28 protein-coding genes are annotated in these 26,857 nt (G+C 50.5%); 9 read left to right on the forward strand and 19 right to left on the reverse strand.

Annotated elements, in window-relative coordinates:
* Positions 1-190: 190 nt before the first annotated feature.
* Together SYN6312_RS10940 and SYN6312_RS10945 are read right to left on the reverse strand one after the other, a co-directional pair.
* Positions 191-496, reverse strand: coding sequence for a hypothetical protein (locus SYN6312_RS10940; RefSeq protein ID WP_156804781.1), 306 nt, complete (start codon positions 494-496; stop codon positions 191-193).
* Positions 477-968: a hypothetical protein gene (locus SYN6312_RS10945; protein ID WP_015124944.1), complete on the reverse strand. Its 492-nt coding sequence runs from the start codon at positions 966-968 to the stop codon at positions 477-479. Before SYN6312_RS10945 ends, SYN6312_RS10940 begins: the two co-directional genes overlap by 20 nt.
* Positions 969-1,144: 176 nt before the next feature.
* Here SYN6312_RS10945 and SYN6312_RS10950 point away from each other — a divergent pair, with 176 nt between their 5' ends.
* Positions 1,145-2,587, forward strand: coding sequence for a phospholipid carrier-dependent glycosyltransferase (locus SYN6312_RS10950; protein ID WP_015124945.1), 1,443 nt, complete (start codon positions 1,145-1,147; stop codon positions 2,585-2,587).
* Here SYN6312_RS10950 and cobQ read toward each other — a convergent pair.
* The 12 genes from cobQ to rpaB form a co-directional block, all read right to left on the reverse strand.
* The gene (gene cobQ / locus SYN6312_RS10955) at positions 2,553-4,052 is read right to left on the reverse strand and encodes a cobyric acid synthase CobQ (protein WP_051021114.1); all 1,500 of its coding nucleotides are present in this window, start codon (positions 4,050-4,052) and stop codon (positions 2,553-2,555) included. The genes SYN6312_RS10950 and cobQ overlap by 35 nt on opposite strands.
* A 16-nt stretch (positions 4,053-4,068) precedes the next feature.
* Positions 4,069-5,343: a D-alanyl-D-alanine carboxypeptidase/D-alanyl-D-alanine-endopeptidase gene (locus SYN6312_RS10960; protein WP_015124947.1), complete on the reverse strand. Its 1,275-nt coding sequence runs from the start codon at positions 5,341-5,343 to the stop codon at positions 4,069-4,071.
* A 168-nt stretch (positions 5,344-5,511) separates the two neighbouring features.
* Positions 5,512-7,029: a F0F1 ATP synthase subunit alpha gene (atpA, locus tag SYN6312_RS10965; protein ID WP_015124948.1), complete on the reverse strand. Its 1,518-nt coding sequence runs from the start codon at positions 7,027-7,029 to the stop codon at positions 5,512-5,514.
* Positions 7,030-7,089: 60 nt separating this feature from the next.
* The gene (gene atpH / locus SYN6312_RS10970; RefSeq protein WP_015124949.1) at positions 7,090-7,644 is read right to left on the reverse strand and encodes an ATP synthase F1 subunit delta; all 555 of its coding nucleotides are present in this window, start codon (positions 7,642-7,644) and stop codon (positions 7,090-7,092) included.
* Positions 7,645-8,175: a F0F1 ATP synthase subunit B gene (locus SYN6312_RS10975; protein WP_015124950.1), complete on the reverse strand. Its 531-nt coding sequence runs from the start codon at positions 8,173-8,175 to the stop codon at positions 7,645-7,647.
* A gap of 13 nt (positions 8,176-8,188) precedes the next feature.
* Positions 8,189-8,620: a F0F1 ATP synthase subunit B' gene (locus SYN6312_RS10980; protein ID WP_015124951.1), complete on the reverse strand. Its 432-nt coding sequence runs from the start codon at positions 8,618-8,620 to the stop codon at positions 8,189-8,191.
* Between the two features lie 92 nt (positions 8,621-8,712).
* Complete coding sequence (gene atpE / locus SYN6312_RS10985) at positions 8,713-8,961, reverse strand: ATP synthase F0 subunit C (protein ID WP_015124952.1); 249 nt, start codon at positions 8,959-8,961, stop codon at positions 8,713-8,715.
* 120 nt (positions 8,962-9,081) lie between these two features.
* A complete protein-coding gene (gene atpB / locus SYN6312_RS10990; protein WP_015124953.1) occupies positions 9,082-9,843 on the reverse strand; it encodes a F0F1 ATP synthase subunit A in 762 nt (253 codons plus the stop codon).
* 41 nt (positions 9,844-9,884) lie between these two features.
* A complete protein-coding gene (locus SYN6312_RS10995; RefSeq protein WP_015124954.1) occupies positions 9,885-10,340 on the reverse strand; it encodes an ATP synthase I subunit in 456 nt (151 codons plus the stop codon).
* A 110-nt stretch (positions 10,341-10,450) separates the two neighbouring features.
* Entirely contained in the window at positions 10,451-10,783 is a 333-nt protein-coding gene (locus tag SYN6312_RS11000; protein ID WP_015124955.1) for a DUF565 domain-containing protein, read from the reverse strand.
* A gap of 15 nt (positions 10,784-10,798) precedes the next feature.
* Complete coding sequence (cutA, locus tag SYN6312_RS11005; protein WP_015124956.1) at positions 10,799-11,125, reverse strand: divalent-cation tolerance protein CutA; 327 nt, start codon at positions 11,123-11,125, stop codon at positions 10,799-10,801.
* 24 nt (positions 11,126-11,149) lie between these two features.
* Positions 11,150-11,893, reverse strand: a complete 744-nt coding sequence (gene rpaB / locus SYN6312_RS11010; protein WP_041430829.1) for a response regulator transcription factor RpaB — start codon at positions 11,891-11,893, stop codon at positions 11,150-11,152.
* Positions 11,894-12,045: 152 nt separating this feature from the next.
* Here rpaB and radA point away from each other — a divergent pair, with 152 nt between their 5' ends.
* Complete coding sequence (gene radA, locus SYN6312_RS11015; RefSeq protein WP_015124958.1) at positions 12,046-13,422, forward strand: DNA repair protein RadA; 1,377 nt, start codon at positions 12,046-12,048, stop codon at positions 13,420-13,422.
* Between the two features lie 133 nt (positions 13,423-13,555).
* Here radA and SYN6312_RS11020 read toward each other — a convergent pair whose 3' ends face one another.
* The 3 genes from SYN6312_RS11020 to SYN6312_RS11030 all read right to left on the reverse strand — a co-directional run bounded on the left by SYN6312_RS11020 (position 13,556) and on the right by SYN6312_RS11030 (position 15,096).
* Positions 13,556-13,909 carry a type II toxin-antitoxin system VapC family toxin gene (locus tag SYN6312_RS11020; protein WP_015124959.1) on the reverse strand — a complete coding sequence of 118 codons (354 nt, stop codon included), beginning with the start codon at positions 13,907-13,909 and terminating at the stop codon, positions 13,556-13,558.
* A gap of 99 nt (positions 13,910-14,008) precedes the next feature.
* Positions 14,009-14,293, reverse strand: coding sequence for a hypothetical protein (locus tag SYN6312_RS11025; protein ID WP_015124960.1), 285 nt, complete (start codon positions 14,291-14,293; stop codon positions 14,009-14,011).
* A gap of 65 nt (positions 14,294-14,358) precedes the next feature.
* Positions 14,359-15,096: an amino acid ABC transporter ATP-binding protein gene (locus tag SYN6312_RS11030; protein ID WP_041431452.1), complete on the reverse strand. Its 738-nt coding sequence runs from the start codon at positions 15,094-15,096 to the stop codon at positions 14,359-14,361.
* A 266-nt stretch (positions 15,097-15,362) separates the two neighbouring features.
* Between SYN6312_RS11030 and pheT the strand changes: the two genes are divergently transcribed.
* Positions 15,363-17,939, forward strand: a complete 2,577-nt coding sequence (gene pheT, locus SYN6312_RS11035) for a phenylalanine--tRNA ligase subunit beta (RefSeq protein WP_015124962.1) — start codon at positions 15,363-15,365, stop codon at positions 17,937-17,939.
* Between the two features lie 8 nt (positions 17,940-17,947).
* On the opposite strand, the gene SYN6312_RS11040 is transcribed toward pheT, so the two are convergent.
* Complete coding sequence (locus tag SYN6312_RS11040; protein WP_015124963.1) at positions 17,948-18,931, reverse strand: pentapeptide repeat-containing protein; 984 nt, start codon at positions 18,929-18,931, stop codon at positions 17,948-17,950.
* Positions 18,932-19,117: 186 nt separating this feature from the next.
* Between SYN6312_RS11040 and SYN6312_RS20595 the strand changes: the two genes are divergently transcribed.
* Both SYN6312_RS20595 and SYN6312_RS20600 read left to right on the forward strand, forming a co-directional pair.
* Positions 19,118-21,043 (forward strand): hypothetical protein, encoded by a 1,926-nt coding sequence (locus SYN6312_RS20595; protein WP_015124964.1) that lies wholly within the window; start codon positions 19,118-19,120, stop codon positions 21,041-21,043.
* 28 nt (positions 21,044-21,071) lie between these two features.
* Positions 21,072-21,398 carry a metal-sensing transcriptional repressor gene (locus SYN6312_RS20600; protein ID WP_015124965.1) on the forward strand — a complete coding sequence of 109 codons (327 nt, stop codon included), beginning with the start codon at positions 21,072-21,074 and terminating at the stop codon, positions 21,396-21,398.
* A 12-nt stretch (positions 21,399-21,410) separates the two neighbouring features.
* Here SYN6312_RS20600 and SYN6312_RS11055 read toward each other — a convergent pair whose 3' ends face one another.
* Positions 21,411-22,145: an HpsJ family protein gene (locus SYN6312_RS11055; RefSeq protein WP_015124966.1), complete on the reverse strand. Its 735-nt coding sequence runs from the start codon at positions 22,143-22,145 to the stop codon at positions 21,411-21,413.
* Positions 22,146-22,308: 163 nt separating this feature from the next.
* Here SYN6312_RS11055 and SYN6312_RS11060 point away from each other — a divergent pair, with 163 nt between their 5' ends.
* From SYN6312_RS11060 to SYN6312_RS11075, 4 genes are all read left to right on the forward strand, one after another.
* On the forward strand, positions 22,309-23,646 hold the full coding sequence (locus SYN6312_RS11060; protein WP_015124967.1) for an APC family permease: 1,338 nt from the start codon (positions 22,309-22,311) through the stop codon (positions 23,644-23,646).
* A 6-nt stretch (positions 23,647-23,652) separates the two neighbouring features.
* The gene (locus SYN6312_RS11065) at positions 23,653-24,507 is read left to right on the forward strand and encodes a Holliday junction resolvase-like protein (RefSeq protein ID WP_015124968.1); all 855 of its coding nucleotides are present in this window, start codon (positions 23,653-23,655) and stop codon (positions 24,505-24,507) included.
* A 64-nt stretch (positions 24,508-24,571) separates the two neighbouring features.
* Complete coding sequence (locus tag SYN6312_RS11070; protein WP_015124969.1) at positions 24,572-26,053, forward strand: cryptochrome/photolyase family protein; 1,482 nt, start codon at positions 24,572-24,574, stop codon at positions 26,051-26,053.
* Between the two features lie 142 nt (positions 26,054-26,195).
* The gene (locus tag SYN6312_RS11075; RefSeq protein WP_015124970.1) at positions 26,196-26,855 is read left to right on the forward strand and encodes a Coq4 family protein; all 660 of its coding nucleotides are present in this window, start codon (positions 26,196-26,198) and stop codon (positions 26,853-26,855) included.
* The last annotated feature ends 2 nt before the right edge of the window (positions 26,856-26,857 follow it).

The raw sequence follows: 26,857 nt of genomic DNA on the forward strand, positions 1-26,857 counted from the left end.
AACAAGAGTTTGGGACTATTTGCGTAGCGCATTATACATAAGCCTTTGACTATACCTGATAGTTAGCTCTGAGATGGATCGTTGAGGTTCAGAGGTGCAATATTCAAGCTTAAAGTTTCAAATTCCAAGCTTTGATAATCATTGATGTGGCTCAAAAGTTTTCTATAGCTGAGATAATTAGGTGTTTTATCTATTGTTCCCAAATAGCTTTGGGTTTTCTTACAAATTCCCACGCTTTCTTAGGAAGCCACCCATTTCTATCAGTTTTAACATCAAGGATAATGAAGCTTCCCTGATCGTTAGTAAATGTTCGGAATACTTCTGAAAGTTCCTTAGCAGATTTATCAGAAATAACAAAAAAAGAGTTCGGTAAAACCGTCATCCAATTTTGGAAAATATCTTCTCGCTTGTCTAAAAACTTACTTACTTCTTGTAATGAGCCAATTACCGTATCAAAAACCAGGAGGTAGGCGTATCTATTGTTTGCCATCATCATCTCCTCCAACGTCTAACGAATCAGTGTTAAATGTCTCATTTTCCTGTTGTGCTTGAGAAGAGTCTAATCTTGCTTTCTCTGGATAAATATTTTGATCGAGCACACGTTTTTCTAGTGGTGGACTTAAGTCTATTACATTTTCGAGAGCGTATAGATTGTCTGTGAATCCTTTTCCCTTCTCACCAATAAGGCTTACAACACGATTACGAATAACAAATTCTTCTGACTGAAGACGATCTGGATCTGTAAAGGCAAAAAAAAGATAAACACTGATAATTGACACTACAGTAAATGCTACAAGTGAAAAACATGCCCAGGCCAAGGCTTGTGCACCTAAATTAATAAAAAAAACAGCAGCACCAAGCCCAATAAACCCAAGCGTACCTACCAGCCAAAGTCCCGGAGCCATCGCAGTTGACTTGATGCGCGTCAAAGCTGCCTTTGAAAAGAACTGAAAGCTTCCCCACTCCATCTATTCCTCGAAAACATATTATAGATGTAACAGATAAAATATATCTCAGTTTCCTATAGAACGATAACTTGCGATGAAAAAGGCAGAATATCCTAGCTTTGAGATTCCCTTGTACAACTTCCAGGAATACCATCTATATACCAAGCTAGAAATGTAATTTTTAGAGGTCTAAGCTATTGAGTCCGAGTCATTATTTGATGCCCAGGCCCCTGAAGTTGTTATTAACACCCCTTAGTCTTGGCCTGGTGGGAGTATGGCTGTTTGCCTTGGTAACACGGTTTTGGGGCCTGACCCGTTTTGACACCTTGGTATTTGATGAGGTTTACTTTGCTCGTTTTGGGCGGAACTATTTAGCGGGAGTCGCCTTTTTTGATGCCCATCCCCCCCTGGGAAAATATTTGATTGCCTTGGGAATTTATCTGTCGGGTCACTTTGATCCTTGGGGGTATCGCTGGCTGAATGCGTTTACAGGATCGTTGATTCCGTTATTGGTGGCGGGGATTGCGGCCTGTCTGTGGCGAAAACCGTTATTTATTTTCTTGGCGGCGTTCTTGACCAGCCTCGATGGCCTGTTATTAGTGGAATCTCGCTATGCCCTAATCAATATGTATTTGCTCTTCTTTGGGCTATTGGGACAGTGGCTTTGGTTGCTGGCTAGTGAGGCCAAAAAACAAAATCGGGCCTGGTATTTCATCGGGGCGGGGTTAGCCTTGGGCTGTTCTGTGGCAGTGAAGTGGAGTGGCCTGGGTTATGTCTTGGGACTTTACGGAGTTTGGGGAATCGCCAAAATTAGCGGCTGGCTCTGGGGCTATCGGCAAGGTTGGGGGCAGCATCTCCAGGCCTGGGGGAAGTGGACAATTTGGCAGATGGGCGTGATATTACCGGGAGTGATGGTCGCAATCTATAGCCTGTTGTGGTGGCCCCATTTACGCTTAAATCCGGGGGTAGGCTTTTTCCAAATTCAGCAGCAACTTTACGACTACCACAAGGGTATTAGCAGCACGGCCCATCCCTACTGTTCTGCTTGGTTCACTTGGCCCTTGGGTTTGCGCCCGATGAGCTATTTTTACTTGACCGTTGACAAACTCACTCCCAATTTAGATAACCCGCCCCTATTCGGCCCCATGTCCCCCCGGAATGCCACGGCCTGGGTTTATGATGTCCACGCGCAATTCAATCCGCTTTTGCTCTGGCTCAGTACCATCAGTGTGTTAATTTTGCTGGTTGGGTGCGGGGCCTGGCTCTGGGGACGCTGGCAACAAAATCAATCCCACTGGAACCTTTTACACGTCGATCAATGGCCCCCTCACCAACACTTAACCCCAGCAGTCGCTCTATTTGTGGTGATTAACTATGGCGCAAATTTACTACCCTGGGTGCAGGTGGGTCGCTGTTTATTTATTTATCACTATTTGCCTGCAGCGATTTTTAGTTTTCTCGGATTAGCCGCACTACTCACCCAGGCCGGGAGCCAATCGGATATTCGTTGGCGGGGAGTCGTGGTCTTGGCCATCGCCCTAGTCATCGGTGGGTTTATCTTTTGGCTGCCGATCTTTTTGGGCTTGCCCTTAACTCCCCTAGAATTTAGTTGGCGGATGTGGTTTCGCTCTTGGATTTAGGGCGGTTTCTTTCAGGTTCCAACAGCAAGTCTAAGTTGAGGTGGGGGGCAACTAAATCCGTAATCTGGCTCAGGTGTAAGTCCCGTTGTTGATCGTAGTTACTAATCGCAGTGGGTAAGGGGGGCAGGGATTTTTTCGCCCGGAGTTGATTCAACCAGGCCCGCCGCCATTGGCCATTGTCAAACAGTCCGTGTAAGTAAGTACCCCAGAGGGTTTGGCTCGCATTGACCATCCCCAGGCCGGGTTCGGCGAACAAGTCATGATTATCCCCCCGGTGATCAAAGTCGGTTTCCCCTTGATGAATTTCATAGCCCGTAATTGGGGAGGTGATCGGGTACTGAATCGTGGCCTGGCGTTGTTGGGTAATTTTAGCCGGGGTGATGATCGTCGTTAAGGGTAATAAGCCCAGGCCTGGCCAAGTTCCGGCAATTCCCTCTAGTCCCTCTGTATCCGCAATTTCTTTTCCGAGGATCTGCATCCCGCCACAAATGCCAAAAATTGTCCCCCCGGCCGCGGCGTAGTCTTGGAGCTGAGTTGCCATCTCGGTTTTTATGAGAGTTTGTAAATCTGAAATGGTCGTCTTACTTCCGGGCAAAATTACGGCATCCGGCTGGCCTAAGGGTTCTCCAGGTTTGACATAGCACAATTTCACGCTGGGTTCACTTAAGAAGGGGTCGAAATCCGTAAAGTTAGCAATCCGGGGGAACTGAATCACGGCAATTTCTAGATCCGCTTGACTTTTGGAGGTGCGGCGATCAAATAAATCTAAGGAATCTTCGGCGGGTAATTGGGTCTCAAGATAGGGAATCACCCCCAAGACGGGAATCCCAGTGCGGGCCTCTAACCAATCCAACCCCGATTGTAAGAGTGATCGCTGTCCCCGAAATTTATTGATCACAAACCCGTTAATTAAGGCTCGCTCCGCCGGTTCCAATAGTTCCAAAGTTCCAACAATATGGGCAAACACTCCGCCGCGATCAATATCCGCCACTAACACTGTCCGGGCCTGGAGATAGGTCGCGATCCGCATATTGGTCAAATCCCGATGCTTGAGATTGATTTCCGCTGGACTGCCGGCCCCCTCACAAACAATCGCCTCAAACACCTGGGCTAGGTCTGCCAAAGAGTCGCAAATCGCCTGCCAGCCCCGGTCAAAATAATCGCGATAGTAGTCGGTGGCTCCCGTTTTCCCCACGGCCTGGCCCCGCAAAATTACCTGGGAGGTCATGTCCCCTTGGGGTTTCAGCAAAATTGGATTCATCGCCACTTGGGGTTCAACTCCGGCGGCCCAGGCCTGGACGGCTTGAGCATAGCCAATTTCCCCGCCTGCTTGGGTGACATAAGCATTTAGGGCCATATTTTGTCCTTTAAAGGGCGTAACCCGATAGCCGCGCCGGGCCAAGAGCCGACAAATCACCGCCGTTAAGAGGGATTTTCCGGCATGGGACGTTGTACCGACCACCATCACGGCTGGGTTGAATTTAGGAGCGGGGGGCAGGGTCAAGATTCCGATTTAGGTCTCCCAGGCGAGGATAGGTCTGTTTACTGCGAAAAGGTGTGGGGAGGGGGTTTGGCGTTCCCAAGCTGCGGCTCAGGGCCTGGATAAATTGATCCTGTTGCTCCCGGAAACCCCAGACATGATCCACGGTGGCGTTATTGACAATCGCAAAACAGACTGTTGACAATTTAGCGGTCGGGACAACCCCCACCAAAGCACTGACATTCCAGAGGGTTCCGGTTTTGACTAAGGTTGCTTTGGGGAGCTGCCGATATTCTACCGTCCCTTTATCTCGACCGGCCATGGGTAAAACATCTGCCAAGTTATACTTTTGAGGGGTTAACCAGGCCTGGAGGGTTGCTAAAATTCCACAGGCGGCCCGCGGCGAGACCCGATTTTCATCCCCCAACCCAGAGCCATTAATCAGTTGAATATCGGTCGGGGTTAAATTGGCTAACTCAATCGCCCGTTTGGCCACTGCCGGCCCACCCCCAACTAATCTCGCCAAGGCCTCGGCAATGTCGTTATTACTGTAAATATTCATCTGCCGGACAATCTCAATTAAGGGGAGGGACTGGTGCTCAAAGAGGGGTTGCGCCTGGGAGGGAGCCTCGGCCTGGGAGATGACGGTGCCGTTAATGGTCACTTGGGCTGGGGGGAGGACTAGTTTCTCGGCTTGGGCCTGTTTACGGACATAGTCAGGCAGTTGGCTGGCGGTCATGGCTTGCCGGAGATAGACCCCAGCGGTGAGGGGATCCGTCTCGAAATTCATCATCAACGGCCCAATAACGACAAGGTTGCCCTGGACTGACCGGATGCCCAACTGATTTAAGCGATGCCCAATGGCCGCCCCCTCTTCCCAGACTAAGAGCGGATCGCCCCCACCGATCACCAGCAAGTCCCCCAGCAAAACCCCATTCCGAATTGGCCCGGTCGCGGCTAGTTGGGTGGTAAACCGATACTCTGGGCCCAATTTTTCCAAGACGACAAGACTGGTGGCCAACTTTGTCACGGATGCAGCCGAAAGGGGTTTCTCGCCGTTGTGATTGACCAATAATTCCTGTCCGGCCTGGAGCCAAATCCCCTGAGTCTGCGAAGAAAAGCCCAAGGATGCCAAATTTTTCAGATAGGCCTGGGTTTGGGCTTGGAGTTGCGGATCGGATTGCATCACCAGGGCCTGGGGTTGGGGGAGAGTCAGAGGGGGTTGTCCAGTTTGCATTTCCCAGAGTAGATTAGTTGCTGCTAAAAGTTCCCACATAAAATCTACGTCGCCCCTCTCCCTTCACCTGTTGTGACCGTTAATTAGTTATAGCCTCTTTTAGAAAGATTGTCGGAATCCTCCAATGCTATCAGCAATAAAAATCCCTAAAGCTGCGGACTCTAGGGACTATGACTATCATGATGAAATTAACGTCAAGGGTTGAGCTTAGGCAACCGCAGCAAAGGTTTTCTGGTACTCGGTCAGGGCTTCTTTGAGGAGAGACTCGGCCGTTTCATCCAGTTTTTTGCTGCTGCGGACTGCTTCACCGTATTGGGGCTTGCTGCTGCTGAGGTATTCCCGGAAGCCAGCGACAAATTTCACCACCTGATCAACGGCAATGTCATCTAAGTAACCATTACTCCCGGCGTAGATGATGGCCACCTGCTCTTCCACTGGAATGGGTGAGTATTGGGGTTGTTTGAGGAGTTCCCGTAGCCGTTGTCCTCGCGCCAGTTGGTTTTGGGTGGTTTTATCCAAATCAGAAGCAAACTGGGCAAAGGCCTGGAGTTCGTCAAACTGAGCCAAGTCCAACTTGAGTTTCCCGGCCACCTGTTTCATCGCTTTGATTTGCGCGGCTGAACCGACCCGAGACACAGAAATCCCGGCGTTAATCGCAGGCCGTAAACCAGCGTTGAATAAGTCTGTGGAAAGGAAGATTTGCCCGTCCGTAATCGAAATCACGTTGGTGGGAATGTAAGCGGATACGTCCCCGGCCTGGGTTTCCACAATTGGTAAGGCGGTCATGCTCCCTTCACCCAATTCAGGACTGAGTTTCGCAGCCCGCTCCAATAACCGAGAGTGGAGATAGAATACATCCCCTGGATAGGCTTCCCGACCCGGTGGCCGCCGCAAGAGTAAAGACATTTGTCGATAGGCCTGGGCTTGCTTAGAGAGGTCATCATAGACGACTAAGGTGTGTTTGCCCTTGTACATGAAGTACTCAGCCAAGGTTGCCCCGGTATAAGGCGCAAGATACTGCAAGGCGGCGGGATCACTGGCATTAGCAGCAACGATGATGGTGTAATCGAGCGCACCCCGTTCCCGGAACACTTCGACAACTTGGGCCACCGTAGAGGCTTTTTGCCCGATGGCGACATAAACACAAATGACATCCTGGCCTTTTTGATTCAGGATGGTGTCAATGGCCACAGCGGTTTTGCCGGTTTGACGGTCACCAATAATTAACTCCCGTTGGCCGCGACCGACCGGGATCATGGCATCAATCGCAGTAATTCCAGTTTGCATCGGCTCATAGACAGACTTCCGTTGAATAATCCCCGGCGCGGCTGATTCCAATAAACGGGTTTCGCTGCTGACAATATCGCCTTTGCCGTCAATGGGACGCACGAGGGCATCCACAACCCGACCAATCACAGCTTCTCCCACGGGTACAGCGGCAATTTTCCCGGTGGAGCGAACGGTACTACCTTCTTCAATATCCAGGCCCTCACCCATGAGCACCACACCGACATTATCTTCTTCGAGGTTTAGGGCGATACCCACAGTCCCATCTTCAAATTCCAGGAGTTCCGAGGACATGGCTTTGTCTAACCCATAGACCCGGGCAATCCCGTCACCGACTTGCAGGACAGTCCCGACATTATCTACCTTGATGGCCTGGTCGTACTGTTCGATTTGCTGACGAATAATGCTACTAATTTCATCGGGTCGGATACTTACCATAGGAGTTGCTCTCTAAAAATTGGACAAGGGAAAAAGTAGGAAAAATGAAACCAGAAAACTTTAGGTGGCAGCCAAAAGGGAGTTACTTAAGCGGCGCAGTTGACCTCGTAAGCTCGCGTCTAAAACTTGGGAACCCACTTTGACAATCACCCCTCCAATCAGGCTCGGATCAAGGTGACAGGATAATTCCACTTGGCTAGCTCCGGTGATGGCTTTGACTTTATGAATCACGGCCTCCCGCTGAGCTTCAGTGAGTTCAACAGTGGTTGTTACTTCAGCAAGGACAATATTTTGCAGCTTCCGCACCAGGGCCTGGTATTGTTCAGCAATGTCTTGGGCCACAAAGATACGTCGTCGATCCACAAGCAGGAGGAGAAAGTTAAGAAAATAGCTGTGGACTTTATCGTTCAAGAGCTGGCGAATCACCGCTTTCTTGGCCTCACCCTTTGTGAGAGGGTTGCTGATGAAGCTGCGTAACTCTAGGGAACTCGCTAATAATTCTAGAAATAAACTAGTGTCTTCACTAAAGCGGGAAACAAGTCCCTGGGTTTGAGCGAGGGAAAGAAGGGCCTCGGCGTAGGGTTCTGTGATTGCTGCACTGACAGGGGATGCCATTTAGTTACCTCCTAGTAGAGCCAAGCTCCGATCAATCAATTGCTGTTGGGCCGACTGATTCGGGGCAATGCGTTGAGCCAGTTCCGCTTCCACCTGTTCAAGGGCTAACTCGGCAATCCGCTGACGGACTTCTAAACTCACCCGTTCTTCTTGGGCCAGGGTGTCTTGTCCGGCGGTGGCTTTGAGTCGTTCAATTTCAACTTTGGCCTGGGCTAAGATCTGCTCCTTAGCTTGTTTTGCTCGGATTTCGGCTTCACGGATAATTCGTTTGGCTTCTTCCTGGGCCTGGGCTAACTTTTGTTGTTCATCCGCCAGACGGGCCGCAGCGGTTTGTTTGCGCTCCTCAGCTTCCTTGACCTCTGTTGCAATTGCAGTTTGACGATCTCCGAGAATTTTACCCAGGACACCTCGACCAAAGTAAACCAGGATGCCAATAACAATGGCTAGGTTAATAATGTTCGTCTCAAACAGGTTTAAGTTCAAGCCAAACTGGCCTGCTTCTTCCATTGCCAAAATCCACACTGCGTCCACCAATATTCCTCCGTTAGCCGACTAATTCTACACCCAACAGCTTGGTGAGGAGCTGCCGACTTAGACCTGATACTTGCGCTTCTAAGGTATTCAAGGCTGCTTGCTTTTGCTGATCCAGTTCCTGTTGAGTTTGGAGCAGTTGAGCTTGCACCTCCTGTTGAGCAGCGGCAATTTCCTGGGCGGCTATTTTGGTTGCTTCCGCCTGGGCTTCCGCAATCAGGGCCTGGGATTGACGGCGAGTTTCAGCCAATTCTTGTTCATACTGGGCGGCCAGTTGATTGGCTTTTTCAGCCCGTTGTTTAGCCTCGGTGAGGTTGGTACGCACATAGTCGTTGCGCTCATCCAGGGCCTGGGTCAGGGGCTTGTAGAAAACAAAGTTGAGGATCACCGTCAACAGTAAGAACTGCACTGCCATCAGGGGCAAGGTTGCATCAAAATCAAACATCAATCTCTCCTAGTTGTGGAGACCCTGGGGATTAGCGATAAATCAAACTTAAGTTGAATAACCACTAATCCCGTGAGATCGCTTCAGATTGCTTAGGACACAAAAGGGTTGGCAAACAACAACACGAGGGCGATAACCAGGCCATAGATGGTCAAGGATTCCATGAAGGCGAGGGTCAGCAACAAGGTGCCGCGAATTTTGCCTTCTGCTTCTGGTTGGCGGGCAATCCCTTCTACGGCCGAACCCGATGCATTACCTTGACCAATGCCAGGCCCAATGGCAGCCAGGCCAATTGCTAAAGCCGCAGCCAATACCGATGCAGATGCAACTAAGGGATCCATTTTTATTCCTCTAACTACAATACGAAATCAATCAAATTTCCAGAGTCAACAATACCAGTCAATGGGCCTGGTCGCTGAACTCAATTTCGGCTTTCACCAGAGTTATTCCCCGGAGCTAACCTAGTGGGCTTCCTCATGCTCTTCACCATGACCTTCCATTGCTTCCCCAATATAGGTAGCGGCGAGGGTGGCAAAGACAATGGCCTGGATGGCACTGGTAAACAAGCCCAAGAGCATCACCGGCAAGGGAATAAACAGGGGCACAAGCAGCACTAACACGCCCACAACCAACTCGTCTGCGAGAATATTCCCAAAAAGACGGAAGCTAAGGGAGAGCGGCTTTGTGAAATCTTCCAAAATTGCAATGGGCAATAACACTGGGGTTGGTTCAATATACCTCCGGAAATAGCCCAGGCCCCGTTTCCGCAGCCCGGCATAGAAGTAGGCCAACGAAACCAAGAGAGCCAAGGCCACCGTGGTATTGATATCGTTGGTGGGGGCAGCTAATTCTCCCTCAGGTAGTTCTAGTAACTTCCAAGGGACAAGGGCCCCTGACCAGTTGGAGACAAAGATAAAGAGAAATAGTGTCCCAATAAAGGGAACCCAACCCCGATAATCTGCCTCGCCAATTTGCCCTTTGGTCAAATCTCGGACAAAGTCTAAGGCATATTCCATTAGATTTTGCACGCCTTGGGGAATCCGTTGAATATTCCGGGTTGCAAAAACTGCTGCCACAATCAGGATTAGACTCACAATCCAAGTGGTGATGAACACTTGCCCATGCACTTTGAGATTGCCAATGTGCCAGTAAAAATGTTGCCCGACCTCGATCTTGGCCAGGGGGAGTATCATCCAATCTGGAAAATACAGGGAAGGCATCATGCCCAGAACCTCATGGAAGTGCGAAAAAATCATACCAGTTTTCATTGGCCTGTCTGCGGCGGAAAAATGACTGTCCGAAACATATAGACCAAAATGGCTGCTTTATAGGTCAGAAACCCTAAAAATACAGGCAGGATGTGCAGTTGCTGCCAACGAGTTGCAATGACTAGCACCACAACGAGGACAAGTAACTGACTCTTACCCACTTTGTTTTTGCCTCGCCCCAACTGCTCAACGTTATTAGCAAGCAGCCGCAGGTAAACTAAAGCTGTGACTGCCCCAACCATATAATTGAGGGCGGTATTGAACGAGTAAAAAAAACACACCGTGGGAAACACAATCAACATCAGAATCAAACTGGTCAACAGTAATTCCTGACGAAGTTGATAAAACTCTTTCATGGAATCCGAGCGGGGGATATCCTGAGGGGGACTGTCCAAGGCTTCAGAGTTCCCAGGGAGGGAGTTTTCTTCCGGTTTAGGTGTAACGTCAGACACAAAGCAGACTAAAAAGTCTCAAACTGGCCACTATTAAACCTATCATGCTTGGGTAACAATACTTTACGAATTTCACCAGGCCCCGAAAATGCCCCAACGCGTCCTCAGCCCTAGCTACCCAAGAGGAAGGCAATCAGGAATAGGCCATAGAGAACTCCGACTTTGATCGCATTCAGGGTTTCCCCCAAGATTGTTTTTTGAAAGTTCCAACGATTTCCATAGAAAACAGCACTGAGGACTTCAGAGGCAATGGCCACAAGTGCCGAAGCCACGATGTCAATGTAGCCCACTTGTCCAGCAGTTGAGGCTAAAGCTGCTCCTAAATAGATGCCAAACAGGAGGGCAATCATCATCAGGGCTAACCGCCGCCAGGGATTGCGGAGTTGTTGCTGAAGATTATCCCCAGTACGGTTGAGCAAGGTAGTCAGACGGGTGTTCTGCATGGCCAGGCCGGGTGTTTAGGGTTGAGATGAAGCAGTTTGGGTGTGCATCCACTCTAAATAGCTTGGGCAACCGGTGACAATGGGTAGAAAAATTATTTCTGGGGTGGTGTAAGAGTGGAGAGTCCTGACTTTGATTTCAAGGGCTGGGTATTTTTCCCGCCGAGTCTTGATCAGTAACTGCCATTCTGACTCCCGACAAATTTCCTGCTGCCAGATATAGACTGACTGAATTGGGAAGAGGCTAACACAGGCGGCCAACCCATCACTGACCAAGGCATCAGCAATCATTTCCGCTTCGGCCTGGGAACTGGCAGTGATGTAAACAACGCCAAATTCAGTCACAGGCCCTCCTTCAAGACGGGATGATTAGGCTTTGGCAGCGGCGACTTCACCCGGTTCAATAATCCGTTGAAACAGGTAGCCGGTACCGCGAGCCGTCAAAATCAGTTCCGGGTTGCTTGGATCTTCCTCTAATTTAGCCCTTAGCCGAGAAATATGGACATCAACCACGCGGGTATCCACATGACGCTCCGGTGTGTAGCCCCAAACTTCCTGGAGAATTTCTGAACGAGAAAACGCTTCCCCAGAACGACTGACCAATAATTCCAAGAGGCTGAATTCCATGCCGGTCAAGCGAATCCGTTCATCCCCCTTATAGACTTGGCGGCGATTGGTATCCACACGAATGGCGTTAATTTGGATCACACCGGAACTGGGAATCCCTGAGGTGGTGGTTTTTTCAACGCGGCGCAAAACTGAACGAATCCGGGCTTCGAGTTCTTTGGGGGAAAAAGGCTTGACCACATAGTCATCTGCCCCTAACTCCAGGCCCGTGATCCGATCCGCCACATCCCCCAGGGCAGTCAGCATAATAATTGGGACATCGGACTCTTTGCGGAGTTCTTGACAGACCCCATAACCATCTAGCTTGGGCATCATCACATCGAGGACAACTAAATCTGGAAACTCATCCCGAAAGGTGACTAAGGCTTCTTCTCCATCAGCAGCGGTAACGACCTGATAGCCAATCATTGAGAGTCGGGTTTCTAAAATGCGCCGAATACTGGCTTCATCATCAACCACAAGGATCTTTTCTTTGTGATTCTCCAAGACTGTTACCACTCCCGATATATAATGTTGTAAATGTTTATTAGTTTATATCCTATCATTAAGCTACCACGTTGTCCCAGGCCTGGAAACCCTTGTCTGTCCTATGATTCCTGGATTATGAGTGGTTTATTAACTTTCATTTTTTCTTAATAATGCCCAGGCCCCGCACCCAATTTATTTGCCGTGAATGTGGAGCCGAATATGCCCAGTATTTTGGTCGCTGTAGTAATTGTGAGCAGTGGAATACTTTAGACGAACAGGTAGTCCCTAGCGTTAGCCGCACTCCCGGAACCAGCAGTAAATCCCGCAAAGCCAGTTCATCCCAAGCCCTGAGTTTAGAGCAAATCACCGATGCCCCAGAATTTCGCTTTAGTTCTGGCTTTGAGGAATTAGATCGGGTCTTGGGGGGTGGGGTTGTCCCTGGTTCCTTAGTATTAGTCGGCGGTGATCCAGGCATTGGCAAATCCACTCTCCTCCTCCAGGCCGCGTTTCATTGGCAGCAACGGTATTCGGTTTTATATGTTTGTGCAGAAGAGTCGGGACAGCAAGTAAAGTTACGGGCAAAACGGATCAGTACAGCCGTCAGCGATAAACTTTTATTGTTACCGGAAAATGATCTCGATATTATCCTAACGGAACTGGAGCAAATTCATCCCACGGTAGCGGTAATTGACAGTATCCAGGCCATTTATTTACCCACATTGACGGCAGCTCCCGGCTCGGTATCTCAAGTGCGCGAATGTACAGCTGCCTTGATGCGATTGGCCAAAAAACAAAATATTAGTTTATTTATTGTCGGTCATGTCACTAAAGAAGGGGCTATTGCCGGGCCCAAAGTCTTAGAACATTTGGTAGATACGGTTTTATACTTTGAGGGAGAACGGTTTGCCAGTCATCGGCTCTTGCGGGCGGTCAAAAATCGCTTTGGGGCCAGTCAGGAAATTGGCGTGTTTCGGATGGTGGAGCAGGGCTTAGAAGAAGTCAGTAATCCCTCGGCCTTGTTTTTAGGAGAAGCCGATGCCACCCCGGGAACTGCAACCATCGTCGCCTGCGAAGGAACCCGCCCCCTAGTGGTGGAATTACAAAGCCTTGTGAGTCCGACCAGTTACCCCTCCCCCAGACGCTCCACTACGGGCATTGAATACAATCGGTTTTTACAAATTTTGGCAGTTCTGGAAAAACGCCTAGGGATTCCCCTCTCAAAATTAGATGCCTATGTCTCGTCTTCGGGGGGCCTGGGGGTGACAGAACCAGCGGCAGACCTAGGAATTGCAGTGGCAGTGGTGGCCAGTTTTCGGGATCGCTTGGTGACAGCCCAGACGGTTTTGATTGGCGAGGTGGGTTTAGGGGGGCAAGTGCGCTCTGTTTCTCAGTTGGAAATACGCTTAAAGGAAGCTCTCAAATTGGGATTCAAGCGGGCAATTATTCCCAAGACTCAAGCCTTAGAGTTTCCAGGCCTGGAGGTGATTCCTGTCGCCAGAGTTGCAGATGCTTTAGTCGCTGGTCTGAGCAGCCAGGAAGATCAATAGAGAGTAATAGTGTCGGAATTTCCCTGTTTGCACTCAATTCTTTAGGTTATAACTTGACCGACCGCAACATTACACAACTACCAATACACAAATCTGGCGTAACGAAAATTGAGATATTCTATGGTAGTTGATTTCATTCAGGCAGCAATATATTTGGCCAAATTTCAGCATTAATAAACCGAGATAGATGTCTCACGTTGGTTGTTGCAATCACTACATTTCTAGCTGAGAGTGTTTTAGCTTGAGCAATCAAAATCATATCGGCATCAATATTTTTATCGTGGGCTGTGGGTTGTCCTTGTTGCCGAGCCTGGGCCCAGAGTTGAGCCGCTTGACGCATGGCAAGGGTACAAATAGGTAAATATTCAACAAGTTTAATTAACTCGTCTAGCCGCTTTAAACCTTCTTCTTTATTTGCCCGCAATAATTCACGCCGCAGTTCATAGTCTGCAATTTCAGGAATTATTACAGTAGTACCAGAAATCAAATGATATTGAAGCCACGTAGCACAAGATTCACTTTAGAGTTGATTGTTTTGGGTTAGTAATAAGACCAATAACTCCAGTATTTAAAATGATAGCCTGACTCACCAAGTAATTCCCTTCATTTCCTTCGGAAAAAGCTTACTCTCAATGGGACGATCTTGATCTAGCACCTGTAAGAGGAATGCACCTGTTGCTTGTTGTTCAGTAGTATCAGAGTCATCAATCCAGGACTGGAGAACCTTAGCAGCTTCAATGCGTTTCTGCCCATCCTGAAAAAAATTCTTAAGATGCTTTAATGCTAGGGACTCTACTGACAGTCCTTCTTCTCGGGCAGCCTCAATCAGAGAGTTTTCTAGTTCTGGCGGTAGTTCAAGATTTAAAGTCATGAGGTGTATGCTCCCAAAGACCACATCTATAGCTTACATACAAGGGGATAATGACCGAGTTCGTCTTAAGACTTCCCCAAAACTCGTTCTAGAAACATTTTGGTGCGGGGTTGTTGGGGATTGCTAAACAGTTGGTGGGGTTCCCCTTCTTCAACAATATGCCCATCGGCTAAAAAGGCGACTCGGCACGACACATCCCGCGCAAACTGCATTTCGTGGGTCACCACCACCATCGTCATGCTTTCATCGGCTAAGTCCTTCATCACCTTGAGAACTTCCCCCACCAGTTCCGGATCTAAAGCAGAGGTGGGTTCATCAAACAACAGGGCCTGGGGTTGCATCGCTAGGGCGCGAGCAATGGCGACTCGTTGTTTTTGTCCTCCCGAAAGTTGGCCTGGATAAGCATCTTTTTTCTCTGCCAGGCCCACTTTGGCGAGTAAAACCTCAGCCATTTCAATCGCGTTTTTCTTCGGCATCTTGCGGACCAGCATTGGGGCTTCAATCACGTTCTGCAATACGGTCATGTGGGGAAACAGGTTAAAGCTCTGAAACACCATCCCCAAATCCCGACGAATCAGGCTGAGTTCCTTATTGCTGGTGTTGGGATGCATCACCCGGCCGAGGACATAGATTTCACCGCTGCTATGTTTCTCCAGGCCATTGAGACAGCGAATCAGGGTACTTTTCCCAGAGCCGCTCGGGCCAATTAAGGCCACAACTTCCCCTTTGCGAACCTGTAAATCCACATCTTTAAGGACGTGCCGCTCCCCGTAGTATTTGTTAATTTTGCTGGCCTGGATAATAACTTCAGCATCAGGTTTGGGGGATTGACCATTGGCAGAGGTGGGGGAAGCAACCATCGTTATACCTGGCAGACACGACAACAATCTAGAGGAAATTTAACCTGATTTGACCGGAAATGCGCCTAATATAGCTCGAATCTGCCCCAGGCCTTGTAACAAGGGTAGCGATTTTTCGAGTTACCTGGCTGCTACTCATACCGTGAGACGGTCAAATTTTGTTTAAGATCCAAACATTGCTGCAATAGCTCAGGTTTTTAGGAAGTTAAATGCGTATCTCATTAAAGTGGTTGCGAGAATTTGTCCCCTTTACCGATTCCCCCACGGATTTAGCCAGCCGTTTGACCCTGGCCGGATTTGAGGTCGAGGACATTGAAGATCGCACCACGTGGGCAGAGGGTGTTGTCGTGGGCAAAATTCTCACCTGCGAACCCCATCCCAATGCCAATAAACTCCGGGTCTGTCAAGTGGATATTGGGGAGGATGATCCTTACACCATTGTTTGTGGCGCACCTAATGCAGCGGCAGGGATGTTGGCCCCGGTAGCTCCTCCAGGGACGTATCTACCGCAAATTGATCTGAAAATTCGCCCGACTAAACTGCGGGGAGTGCTTTCTTCCGGGATGATTTGCTCTCTCGCTGAACTGGGATTAGCCAAAGAGTCAGCGGGAATCCACAGTTTTGAGAACACCGAAAACAGCCTCAAAGCTGGCCAAGATGTGCGGCCATTGCTGGGCCTAGATGATGTGATTTTAGATGTCACCTCCACTGCCAATCGCGCCGATGCCCTGAGTATGATTGGCATTGCCCGAGAAGTAGCGGCTTTAACTCAGTTACCGCTGCGGTTGCCAGATGTGGGGGAGATTAAAATTCCCAAAAGCGGACAAAAACTCCCCTACCCCCTCAACGTTAACTTGGATATCGCCGATCCCCAGGCCTGTCCTGCCTATATTGGGACTGTCATTGCGGGTGTCAAAATTGGCCCCTCCCCGGCCTGGTTTCAAGAGCGGTTAGTTGCGGCTGGGATGCGCCCGATCAATAACGTGGTAGATATTACCAACTACATCCTCCTCACCTGGGGGCAACCCCTCCATGCCTTTGATGCAGATCGTCTGCAAACTCTGGCAACAACAGCGCAAGCCCCAGATTTACCCGCCAAAACATCGAAAAAAGCATCGGTTTCCCTGGATCAAGCTTTTTCGGAGCGCCCCGAGTTAACCATTGGGGTTCGACTCGCCCAGGCCGGGGAAACCTTAAAAACCCTGGATGGACAAGACCGTACTTTAACCCCTAACAACCTAGTCATTACTGCCGAAGACTATCCCATTGCCTTAGCTGGTATCATGGGGGGCGCAGAAACGGAAGTCCATGATGGCACCGTAAATTTATTGTTAGAGGCGGCTTTGTTTAGTCCGGTTGCGATTCGGAAATCGGCCCGTGCTCAAGGCCTACGAACCGAGGCTTCAACTCGCTATGAGCGGGGAGTTAATCCGGCCGAACTGTTCCAGGCCTGTGACCATGCATTGGACTTAATTCAAACCCTGACGGGTGGGCAGATTCAATCCCAAGTCATTTTTGATCAACGCCCCCCCCTCACTCGCACCCTTGAATTACGCCTCAGCCGCCTCCAGCAAGTTTTAGGGCCGGTGGATGCTCCTGAGGAAGACATCGAAGACCTAGCCGCCGAAGTGGTTGAGAGCACCTTAAAATCCCTGGGGTTTGGCCTGGAACCGATTGCTGCTACTGCCAGTAAAGATGAAGAACGTAGCCCGGCCTGGACCGTTACCGTACCTCCCTATCGGTTTCGCGATATTGAACGGGAAATAGACCTGATTGAAGAAGTGGCCCGTCTCTATGGCTATGACCGCTTTATTGATACGCTGCCGAGCAAGTCAGAATTAGGCTACTTACCCCTAGAGCAATCCCTAACTCGGGCCATTCGGGCCGCCTGTCGGGGGGCAGGGTTAACGGAACTAGTGCATTATTCCTGGATTCGACCGGGCAGTGATACCACAGGCAAAATCACAGTGGTTAATCCCCTCGTGGCGGAGTTTTCAGCCTTGCGCACTGACATCATCACCAACCTCCTGAATGCCTTACAGTTCAACTTAGAACAGGGCAATCCCCCCCTAAATGGCTTTGAAATTGGGCGGGTGTTTACCCAGGATGATGAGGGCCTGTGGGAAACAGATCATCTCGGCGGGATTATTAGCGGCGATCCACTCCGGGGTAAATGGGTCAGGGGCGCAAAAGCCAGCCAACCCCTCTCTTGGTATGAAGCTAAAGGTATTTTAACCAGTATTTTTGATCGCCTTGGCCTGGGGGTGGAATATCAACCGGATCGCCGTGATGACCGTCTGCACCCTGGACGAACCGCTTCACTTTGGCTGCAAGGGGAACGCCTCGGTACTTTTGGGCAACTCCATCCCCAACTGCGGCAAGCCCGAGATTTACCAGAGGCAGTCTATGTTTTTGAACTAGACATGGAAGTACTGCTCGATCACCTGATGCAACACCAGGCCCGACAACTGTTTTGTCCCTACTCTACTTACCCCGCCACCGACCGGGATTTGGCCCTCTATGCCCCGATAGAAGTCTCTGTTTCGGAGTTAGAACGGATCATGATCAAAGCGGCCACCTTTGGTAAACAAGAGACGCTCCTCGAATCCGTAGAACTGTTTGATCAATATGTCGGGGAAGGCGTCCCCTCAGGGCAGCGGAGTTTAGCCTTTCGCCTCATTTACCGAGCCAGTGACCGCACCTTAACGGAAGCAGATGTCACCCCAATCCATCAGGCCATTCGGGACGCGCTCCAAGATAAATTTGCGGTTACCTTGCGTAGTTAAATCTCAAACTAGGGAAAGGGGGTTGATCCCACAGGGGACTCTGTAGAGCCTTGCTCGCTCGGAGAATCCATCAGAGCTCCGTCCGGCATCACGGTTTCACTCAGATCCACCCCGGTTAAATCTACTCCCGTCAAATTGGCCCCAGTCAGAATTGCCTCAATGAGATTGGCCCCCCGCAGTTGGGCTTCAGAAAGATTGGCTCCCATCAAATTAGCCCCCGTCAAGATTGCCTCGTTGAGTTGCGCTCCCCGTAACATGGCCCGGGCCAAGCTGGCTCCCCGTAAATCTGCGCCAATTAGGCAGGCTTCATCTAAACAGGCATAGCGGAGATTAGCTTCCGTGAGGGTCGCTTCTCGTAGATTGGCCCCTTCTAGGCGGGCCTGGCGTAAATTTGCCCCCCGAAGATTGGTTTTTTGTAAGTTTGCCCCTTGAAGATTACAATTTCGCAGGTTAGCTCCCCGTAAATTGGCCTGGATCAGGGTTGCTTCGAGCAAAATTGCATCGGCCATATCCGCCCCTCGCAGATAAGCATTGGTCAGGTTGGCCTGGCTTAAGTTCACCTGTTCCAGTTCCGCTAGGGTTAAATCGGTTAGGGTTAGGTCTGCTCCCCGCAAGATGGCCTGGCTCATATCTGCGGCTGTTAAGTTCGCTTCCGATAAAATTGCGCCGGTCAAGTTTGCTCGGGTTAGATCCGCTCCGGTCAGATTTGCCTTCCGCAGGTTCACTTTCCGCAAATCTGCCCCCATGAGCATCGCCCCGCGCAGGTCGGCCCCAATCAGGTCGGCATGATTCAAATTAATGGCTGAGAGAACGGCCCCCCGGAGATCGGCGCGCTGGAGTTTAGCCCCACTTAATCCGGCATCTGTTAAGTCAGCCCGACTGAGGTTAATTTCATCTAAACAACTGTGATTGAGATTGACGCGACGAAGGCGTTGCCCGGCAAAATTTCTGTCTCCGGCTCCATAGCGTTGAAGTAGTTCCTCTGCCTTCACCCCCGCTCATCTCCTTAGCGCATTTCAGAATGCTTTACGATCTCATATCCTTATGAGTCAAGGTTAGACTATTTCCTATCCCTAAACCTAGAAAACGTCACATCCCCTACCCGATTCCGCTTAAGTTATGCTTAAGATTTAAGATAAATTGCCCCGGCCTGGCTGTGAGGAGACCGAACACTTGCCATGAAACCCAAAGCATCTCGACCTTGGTGGCGAGTCCAACGGAGTCAGCCCAAACGGCATCCATCTACAGACCCATCCCTAAGGAGTGAACAGGGTGCAATTGAATTATCTCCAGCTGCCACTACATCTCAGGCTTCGTCCTCCATCCGTTGGCCCTTTGCACCCGTTTTCAACTCGCCTTGGTTTTGGCCATTTTTTATTTCCGGGGCCACTGCCTTGGGGGCCGCTATTTGGATCTTTAACCTCCCCCCCCTGCCGGAATGTCGGAATGTTTCTCTGGGTACGACCGATGCCGAGCAACTGTACTGTGCCGATATGGCGGCGCGCCGAGGCAACATTAACGCCCTGATGGCAGCCCTAGATTTAGTCAGCCAATGGCCGCAGGATCATCCCCTTTATACCCAGGCCTTGGAACTCAGCAATCAATGGTCTCAGGCGACAATTGTGATTGCCCGGCAGCAATTTGCCCAGGGAAATATTGATTATGCCAAGACAATTATCCAAAAAGTCCCCAAAGGTTCTCATTACTATCCCCAGGCCCAATCCCTACTCACCTATTGGACCACTGATGAAGGTTCTAGCCTCGCGGCCCAGGCCAGTAGTGCCATCAATGGGGCCGATTGGCCAGCAGCCTTAGATATTGCCAGGCGATTAAGTTTACTAGGGAGTGATCACTGGAGTTCCGTTGCCAGTGAGTTGATTGTCCGCATTAACCGGGAGCGAGAGGCCTGGGGACAACTGGAACAAGCCCGGGGCCTGGCGGGGTGGCAAACGGTCAACGAGTTGGTTGCAGCCATCTTAATGGCCGAGAAAATCAACCCCGAAACCATTGCCGGGCAGCGAGTGCCTCAAGAAATTCAGCCCTGGGTCAAGATGGTCATGGACTATGCCCAAGAGTGGCAAAATGCGGGCAACCTTGAAGCCGCCATTGACTTGGTGCGGGGAATTGCCCCAGTGCTCCGAGCGACCCAAGGAGATCCGCCCCTCCTCCAATTGGGCCAGGCCGAGGCAGCCGCTCATCAAGATACCTTTTGGGGGTACTGGGAAGGGATTATGCGTCTTGAAAAACTGGCAGGGGATTCGGGTTTAGCCGGCTATATCACCCGTCAACAACAGGCCTGGGAACGGCAGGCTCAAAACTTGGGACAACTGCAACTCGCGCGGGCACTCGCCGGCCTGGATCAAATCTGGGGCTATCAACTGGCCGTGCTCCAGGCCCAGAGTGTTAACATTAACCAACCCCGCCGGATTGAAGCCCAAACCCTAATTGCCCAATGGCAACGTCAAATCCAGGCCAGTCAAGCTCAACCCTTACTGAATGCGGCCCAGAAACTGGCCCAAGCCGAAAACTATCCCGCTGCCCAGCTAATTGCCCAACGGATCTCACCCACAAATCCTCTCTACAGCACGGCCCAAGCCGAAGTGAAGCAATGGCAAGCCACCCTCCAAACTAAGCAGGATCAACCGATTCTTGCTCAGGCCGAGGCCCTAGCCAGTCAAGATAAGCTCAGCGACGCTATTAACCGGGCCGGAGAAATTCCCCTCCATAGCCCCCTCTATCGGCAGGCCCAAGCTCGGATTAGCGATTGGTACCGGGAAAGAAGACGCATTGAAGATGCTGAAGCCGCCGCCCGCCGCCCCCTCTGGTCTGCCCCCAGCCCTGAACCAGCCCCGGAAACAACTGAAATTAGCCCAGCCCCTAGCCCCGATGGTAGCCCGGAAACAACCCCATCTCTCACGCCATCCCCAGCCAGTGAGTTGCCCAGTTCTCCCCCAACCCCCACTAGTAGTCCCAGTCCTGCAGCACCATTGTCCCCTGAGCTCCCCCCTACCCCAGATCCAGTGGATTCCCCCCCAGTCAACACCCAGCCTCCTGCTCCAGATACACCACCTTCCAGCCCTAGCCCCAGCAACCCTGTCAATTAATCACAACTCAATAATCGGAATCAATCCTGTGACTGCCCCCTCCCATTCCCATGCTGATCTCCCTGTCCCTCATGCTGCGGATCACGTTCATTCCCCAGAATCTCGGAAGGCGATTTTGAATCGGTTGGCGCGGCTAGAGGGTCACATTCGCGGGATTAAGAATATGGTGATTGAGGAGCGGGCCTGCCCCGATGTCCTGATTCAAATTGCGGCCGTTCGAGGGGCGTTAGACCGTGTAGCCCGGCTCATTTTGGATGAACATCTGACTCAATGTGTGGCGCGGGCCGCAGAACAGGGACGGATTGAAACTGAGATTGCTGAACTCAAAGCGGCCTTAGATCGATTTCTGGGCTAAAGACCTGAGGGGCTAGCGAGATTCCCGTAACCCACTCCAGCCGATGGTGATAAAGCCAATAGCCAAAAGAAACGCTCGCAGGCCATAGCGAATTCGGTTTACCAAGGCCTCCGTTTGAATTTGGTCGCTAGCTTCTTTTTGCTTGCTGCGAATTTGTTCTCGGACTTGCCCATATTGCTTCTCTATGGCCTGGGGATCCTGCTGGAGTTGTTGGAGTAAGGCCCGTTGTTCGGCCGGGAGTTGATCATTTTTGAGGATTTCAGGAATCTGGCCGCTGCTGGCAAGGGCTTTCAGTTGTTTTTCTTCTCGATCAATATTAATTTCGCTTTGGGCCGCCTGTTGTTTGAGTTGGGTCAGGGCCTGGTCGGTCAATTGGCCAGTGGTGGCTACTAGCAGCGGGATAGTTAACAAAAAGAGGAGACCCAGCAAGCTGGACACCACAAAGACCCAAAATCGCCAATCTTTCCAGGCCGGCGCGCCCGCTTCCGTCTCCTTATTGGCCCCGGCAACTCCTTGAATCCAAAACCCAACATAGATCAGCACAAAGGCAATCAAGGGCGTAATACCCCGATCCACAAATTGGGTCAATAGATTAATTTGCCATTGCACATTTTGAAACTGGGGCGCAATTAACAGCACAATCCAGTCCCCAAAGAAACTGAGGATGAGCAAAACCCCCACCAGCTTCAGAAATTGGGCCGCCAAGGGAACAGGACGTTGAGCAGGAGGAGTTTTCGGCACAGTCATGGAGCGCAATCGCCTCAAAAGATGCTGGATCAACCTTACCGGATTTGGGGCTGCCTTGGGCGATGAGGACGTTTACCCTAGGCAGATTGGGCAGAGAATCAAATTATTCTCTAAACATTTTTTAAATTACTATTGAGGATAGCCTCCAGATGATTTAACATCGATGACTGCTGAACAGACCACTCACCTGAAACGTTCCCTGGGGTTTACGGGAATTTTGGCCCAATCCCTGGCAGGTATGGCTCCCACGGCAACGCCAACGGTTAATGTGGGCATTATTGTCTTGGCGGCTGGGAGCGGGACTTGGTTAACCTATGTCGTGGCAACGGTTGCAGCTCTGATTATTGCCCATAACTTGAATATTTTTAGTCGCACCACCGCCTCAGCCGGAGCTTTGGGGGATTATGTTGGCTTGGGCCTGGGTAAACGGGGGCAACTGATCACAGCCTGGGCATTACTCTTAGCCTATGTAACAACGGCGATGGGCTTAATTACGGCCTGTGTGACCTACTTGGATAGTTTGTGCCAGAGGTTACAGTTAGGGATGCATCCAGGCGTTTTAGCGATGGGTGTGAGCAGCCTTGCCAGTGTCTTTGTCTTGCGGGAAATTCGGCTTTCAACCCGGATCATGTTGATTTTAGAAGCCCTTTCCGTCCTGTTAGTGCTGGTATTTTGTGTTTTGATCTTGTTCCATGACAGCTTGCGAGATGATTTGTCCCAACTGACCCTGAGGGGGGTGACGACTGATGGCTTTAACCAAGGATTGATCATTGCCATGCTCAGTTTTGCCGGTTTTGAGGCGGCCACCACCTTGGGAGAAGAAGCGGAACGTCCCCTAGCTACAATTCCCAAAACCTTAGTCGCTACGCCCATTTTTGCCGGGATTTTCTTTGTGTTTTCCGCCTACGTTTTAGTGCTGGGTTTTAATAGCTTTGATGTGGATGTGGCCAAGAGTGCTACGCCCTTAGAAACCTTGGCGACGGCAATGGGGCGGGATGGGTTAGGTTTTTTGATTGGGATTGGGGCAACGGCTAGTTTATTTGGTTGTACCCTAGCAACGATGGTGGGGGCGAGTCGGTTAATTTTTGCGATGTCACGCTTAGGGCAACTGCCTCAGTTTTTCAGTATTACTGCGCGACCCTCCAGCCAACCCCACCGGGCTACCCTGATGACCTGCATTCCGGTGAGTATTGTTGGTGTTCTGAGTATTCTGACTTTCAAGCCTTCGTTGGATTTATTTGCTTGGTTTGGCACCTGTGGCACCTTTGGTTTTTTAATTGCCTATGGCCTGACCTGTATGGCGGCACCCGTTTTTTTACAGCAGGTTCAGCGATTACGGCCCCAGGAACTGGCTTTAGGAGCATTGGGGTTTCTCATCACTGGCTATATTTTGATTGGGTCGGTGATCCCATTCCCTCCCTATCCCATGAATTTAGCTCCAGTTGCGTTTTTCATCGCTATTATCTTGGGTGTGGGTTATTCGCTGCGTCGGGGGGACTAAGGGATCATGGCCTGGGTGATTGTTTTTGCCATTGGAGTTCTGTTTGGGGCCGGATTGACCTGGAGTATTTTGCAGAAAAGCCAACGCCAGGCCCAGCGTCGGGAAGTTTTAGCCCTCCAACAAACCCATCAGGCCGAGTTAACGGACTTAATCCAAACCCATGAAGCCATCCTGGCCGAGCTAAAACTTCACCACAAGCAGGATATTGACCAGGCCAAGCAAAAAAGCCTTGATGCCAGCCGCAGTGTGATCAAAGGTCAGATTGCCGAGCAAATAGCCCCGTATCTCCCCAATTTCAAATATTTACCCTCCGATGCCCGCTTTATTGGCGACCCCATTGATTATTTAGTGATTAATGGTTATACCAATCTCAAAGATGGACAGGGTTCACCGGAGGAGTTAGAAGTTGTGTTAGTGGACATTAAGTCGGGAAAGGCAAAATTATCAGATCGGCAAGTGGCCATTGAAAACAGCGTCCGGGCGGGGCGGGTTCGCTTTGAAACCATTCGGATTAACTTAGATCAACAAAAGGCAGAAAAGCCCCCAGCAGAAACCCAGATGATGGAATTGCCCACCGCCTTACCGGATCCCTTAGGGGATGCACTGGACAACTCCCTAGAAGGGGGCTTAGACCCAGGCCAACCGGGGGGTTCCTCTTTTCAACGCTCCCAACAGATTGCCAAAATTCGCCAACAGTATGCCCGGGCCTATGAGCCTTGGGAAGCCCAGGAAGATTTCCAACTGGGTCAACGCTTTCAACAGGGCCAATCTATTCAACAACTGGCAACTCAATTTCAACGTCAACCCAGTGCAATTCAGTCCCGCTTACGGAAGCTTAAATTACTATCCTCAGATGACTAACTGTTAAAACTTAAGGGTGAGGCATGATAGATCACAAGCTGGCCATGGCACTGGGGAAGCGTCAATGATCATTCTGCTCGGTAATATGCTGTTTCCCAGTCATCAAGACTTACCCTGTGACAGACATTTGATCTTTATGGCGGAGGACTTTCGGTTCTGCACTGCTGTTCCCTATCACAAGCATAAATTAATGCTCTACCTGGCAGCGATGCGGCATCAACGTCAGGTCTTAGAGGCAGAGGGACGGCGAGTGCTCTATTGGGAGTTGGATTCCGACAATCAGCATTTGACCTATGAAGATAAGCTCTTACAGGCCCTCCACCAGACTCAAGATCAGGAGATCCACACCTACGAAATTGAGGATCGCAGCTTTAGTCAACGGCTTGTCCAGTTCTGCCAGGCCCAGGCCATTCGGTTGATCATTTATCCCACACCGATGTTTTTGACCAGTCGAGCAGAATTTCAAGGAATCGGCCAGGGGCGCAAACGGCTGTTTATGGCTGATTTTTATAAAAAGCAACGGCAGCGGCTAGGGATATTACTCAATCAAGCAGGTCAACCCGAGGGGGGACAGTGGAGTTTTGATCAGGATAATCGGCGGCGGCTACCCAGGGATGTGATTGTGCCAGATGTGAAGTTCCCGGCCTGGACTGAGACTGTCAAGACGGTCGCGCAATTAGTAGATCACCTGTTTCCAACGCACCCCGGCCGGACTGAGGATTTTTGGTTACCCGTCACCCATAGTGCAGCCCAGGCCTGGTTGCTAGAGTTTTTAACTGCCCGTTTGCCCCAGTTTGGCCCCTACGAAGATGCCTTACCCAGCCGCAGCCCCTTTGTGTTTCATTCTGTCCTCTCTCCCCTGCTGAATCTTGGTTTACTGACTCCCCAACAGGTCTTAACCACAACTCTAGACTTTATCGCTGGGCATCCTGTCCCCTTAAATTCCCTCGAAGGCTTTATTCGACAAATCATTGGCTGGCGGGAATATGTGCGGGGGGCCTATTGGACATTGGGAGAACACCAAGAAACCAGCAACTTTTTTGGGCATCAGCGGCAATTGAGCCAGGCCTGGCAAACCGGAACAACAGGCTTAGTCCCAGTGGATCGGGTCATTGAAGGCTTAAAACTGCGGGGCTATGCCCATCATATTGAGCGGCTGATGGTGATTAGTAATGCGATGTTGCTTTGCGAAATTGCTCCCAACGCGGTGTTTACCTGGTTTATGGCCTGGTTTGTGGATTCGGCGGCCTGGGTGATGGGGCCAAATGTCTACGGGATGGGGCAGTTTGCCGATGGGGGGCTGATGATGACCAAACCCTACATTTCTGGCTCGAATTATTTACGCAAAATGGGGGACTATCCCAGTGGGGCCTGGCAAGAGGTTTGGGATGGGCTGTATTGGCGATTTGTGGACGCTAAACGGGATTACTTGGCCCAGAACCCACGCCTGTTACCCATGCTGCGAACCTTTGACCGCTTGGAACTCACCCGCAAACAACGGATTTTGGGATTAGCAGAGCAGGCCATTGCGAATCTGACGGTTTAATGAAAAATTGCTCTGTTGCTCCCGACTCCGACAATGAGGCCGATCCAGAACAGGCTATCCAGGGTGAGGAAAATGGTTGAGGGGATTACGTTAGTGGGAAAATCTAGGTTGAATCATTCATCTCGCATTTGGAGACTGGAGAATGCTTGAAGTTAACGCTCAGATGCACGAAGACTTGATGAAGGCGGCGGTGGGTGTGTTTCAGCTAACCCAAGACTCAACCAACCTCAAATCAGTCTTTGATATTAATGATGCCATGCGGAATACGGAAGCCATGCAGGCCTGTATCCAATACCTACAATCTATCCCAACGGTTGCTGAGTTAATCACGGAACGCTACGTTGCCCCTAGCCTTGACCTCGAGGCTCTTTTGAAGTTACCCACAGAGTCACTGGGCTTTCAATATGCCAATATGCTGACCCAAGGGGGATTCAAAGCGGATTTCTTCCCGCAGGTTCCCACGGATGATGTGCTGGATTACATTCGCTTACGAGTCCGGCAAACCCATGACATTTGGCACGTGGTGACGGGTTTTGGCACAGATGAGGCCGGGGAGATTGCCATTCAAGCCTTTGGCCTGGCCCAGATGCATTATCCCAGTGCCGTTTTGATTATTGTGTCAGGCATCATGGCCGCCATTAAGCACCCAGATCAGTTGAACATGACTATCGAAAAGGTTTATCAGGGGTATCAACTGGGACAGAATGCCGGGCCATTTTTGGGGCAAAAGTGGGAGTTGGCCTGGGAAAAACCGGTTACTGACTGGCGGGCAGAATTAAAAGTCGCTCCAATCGGCAGTTAGAA

Source organism: Synechococcus sp. PCC 6312, assembly GCF_000316685.1.
Lineage (GTDB): Bacteria > Cyanobacteriota > Cyanobacteriia > Thermosynechococcales > Thermosynechococcaceae > Pseudocalidococcus.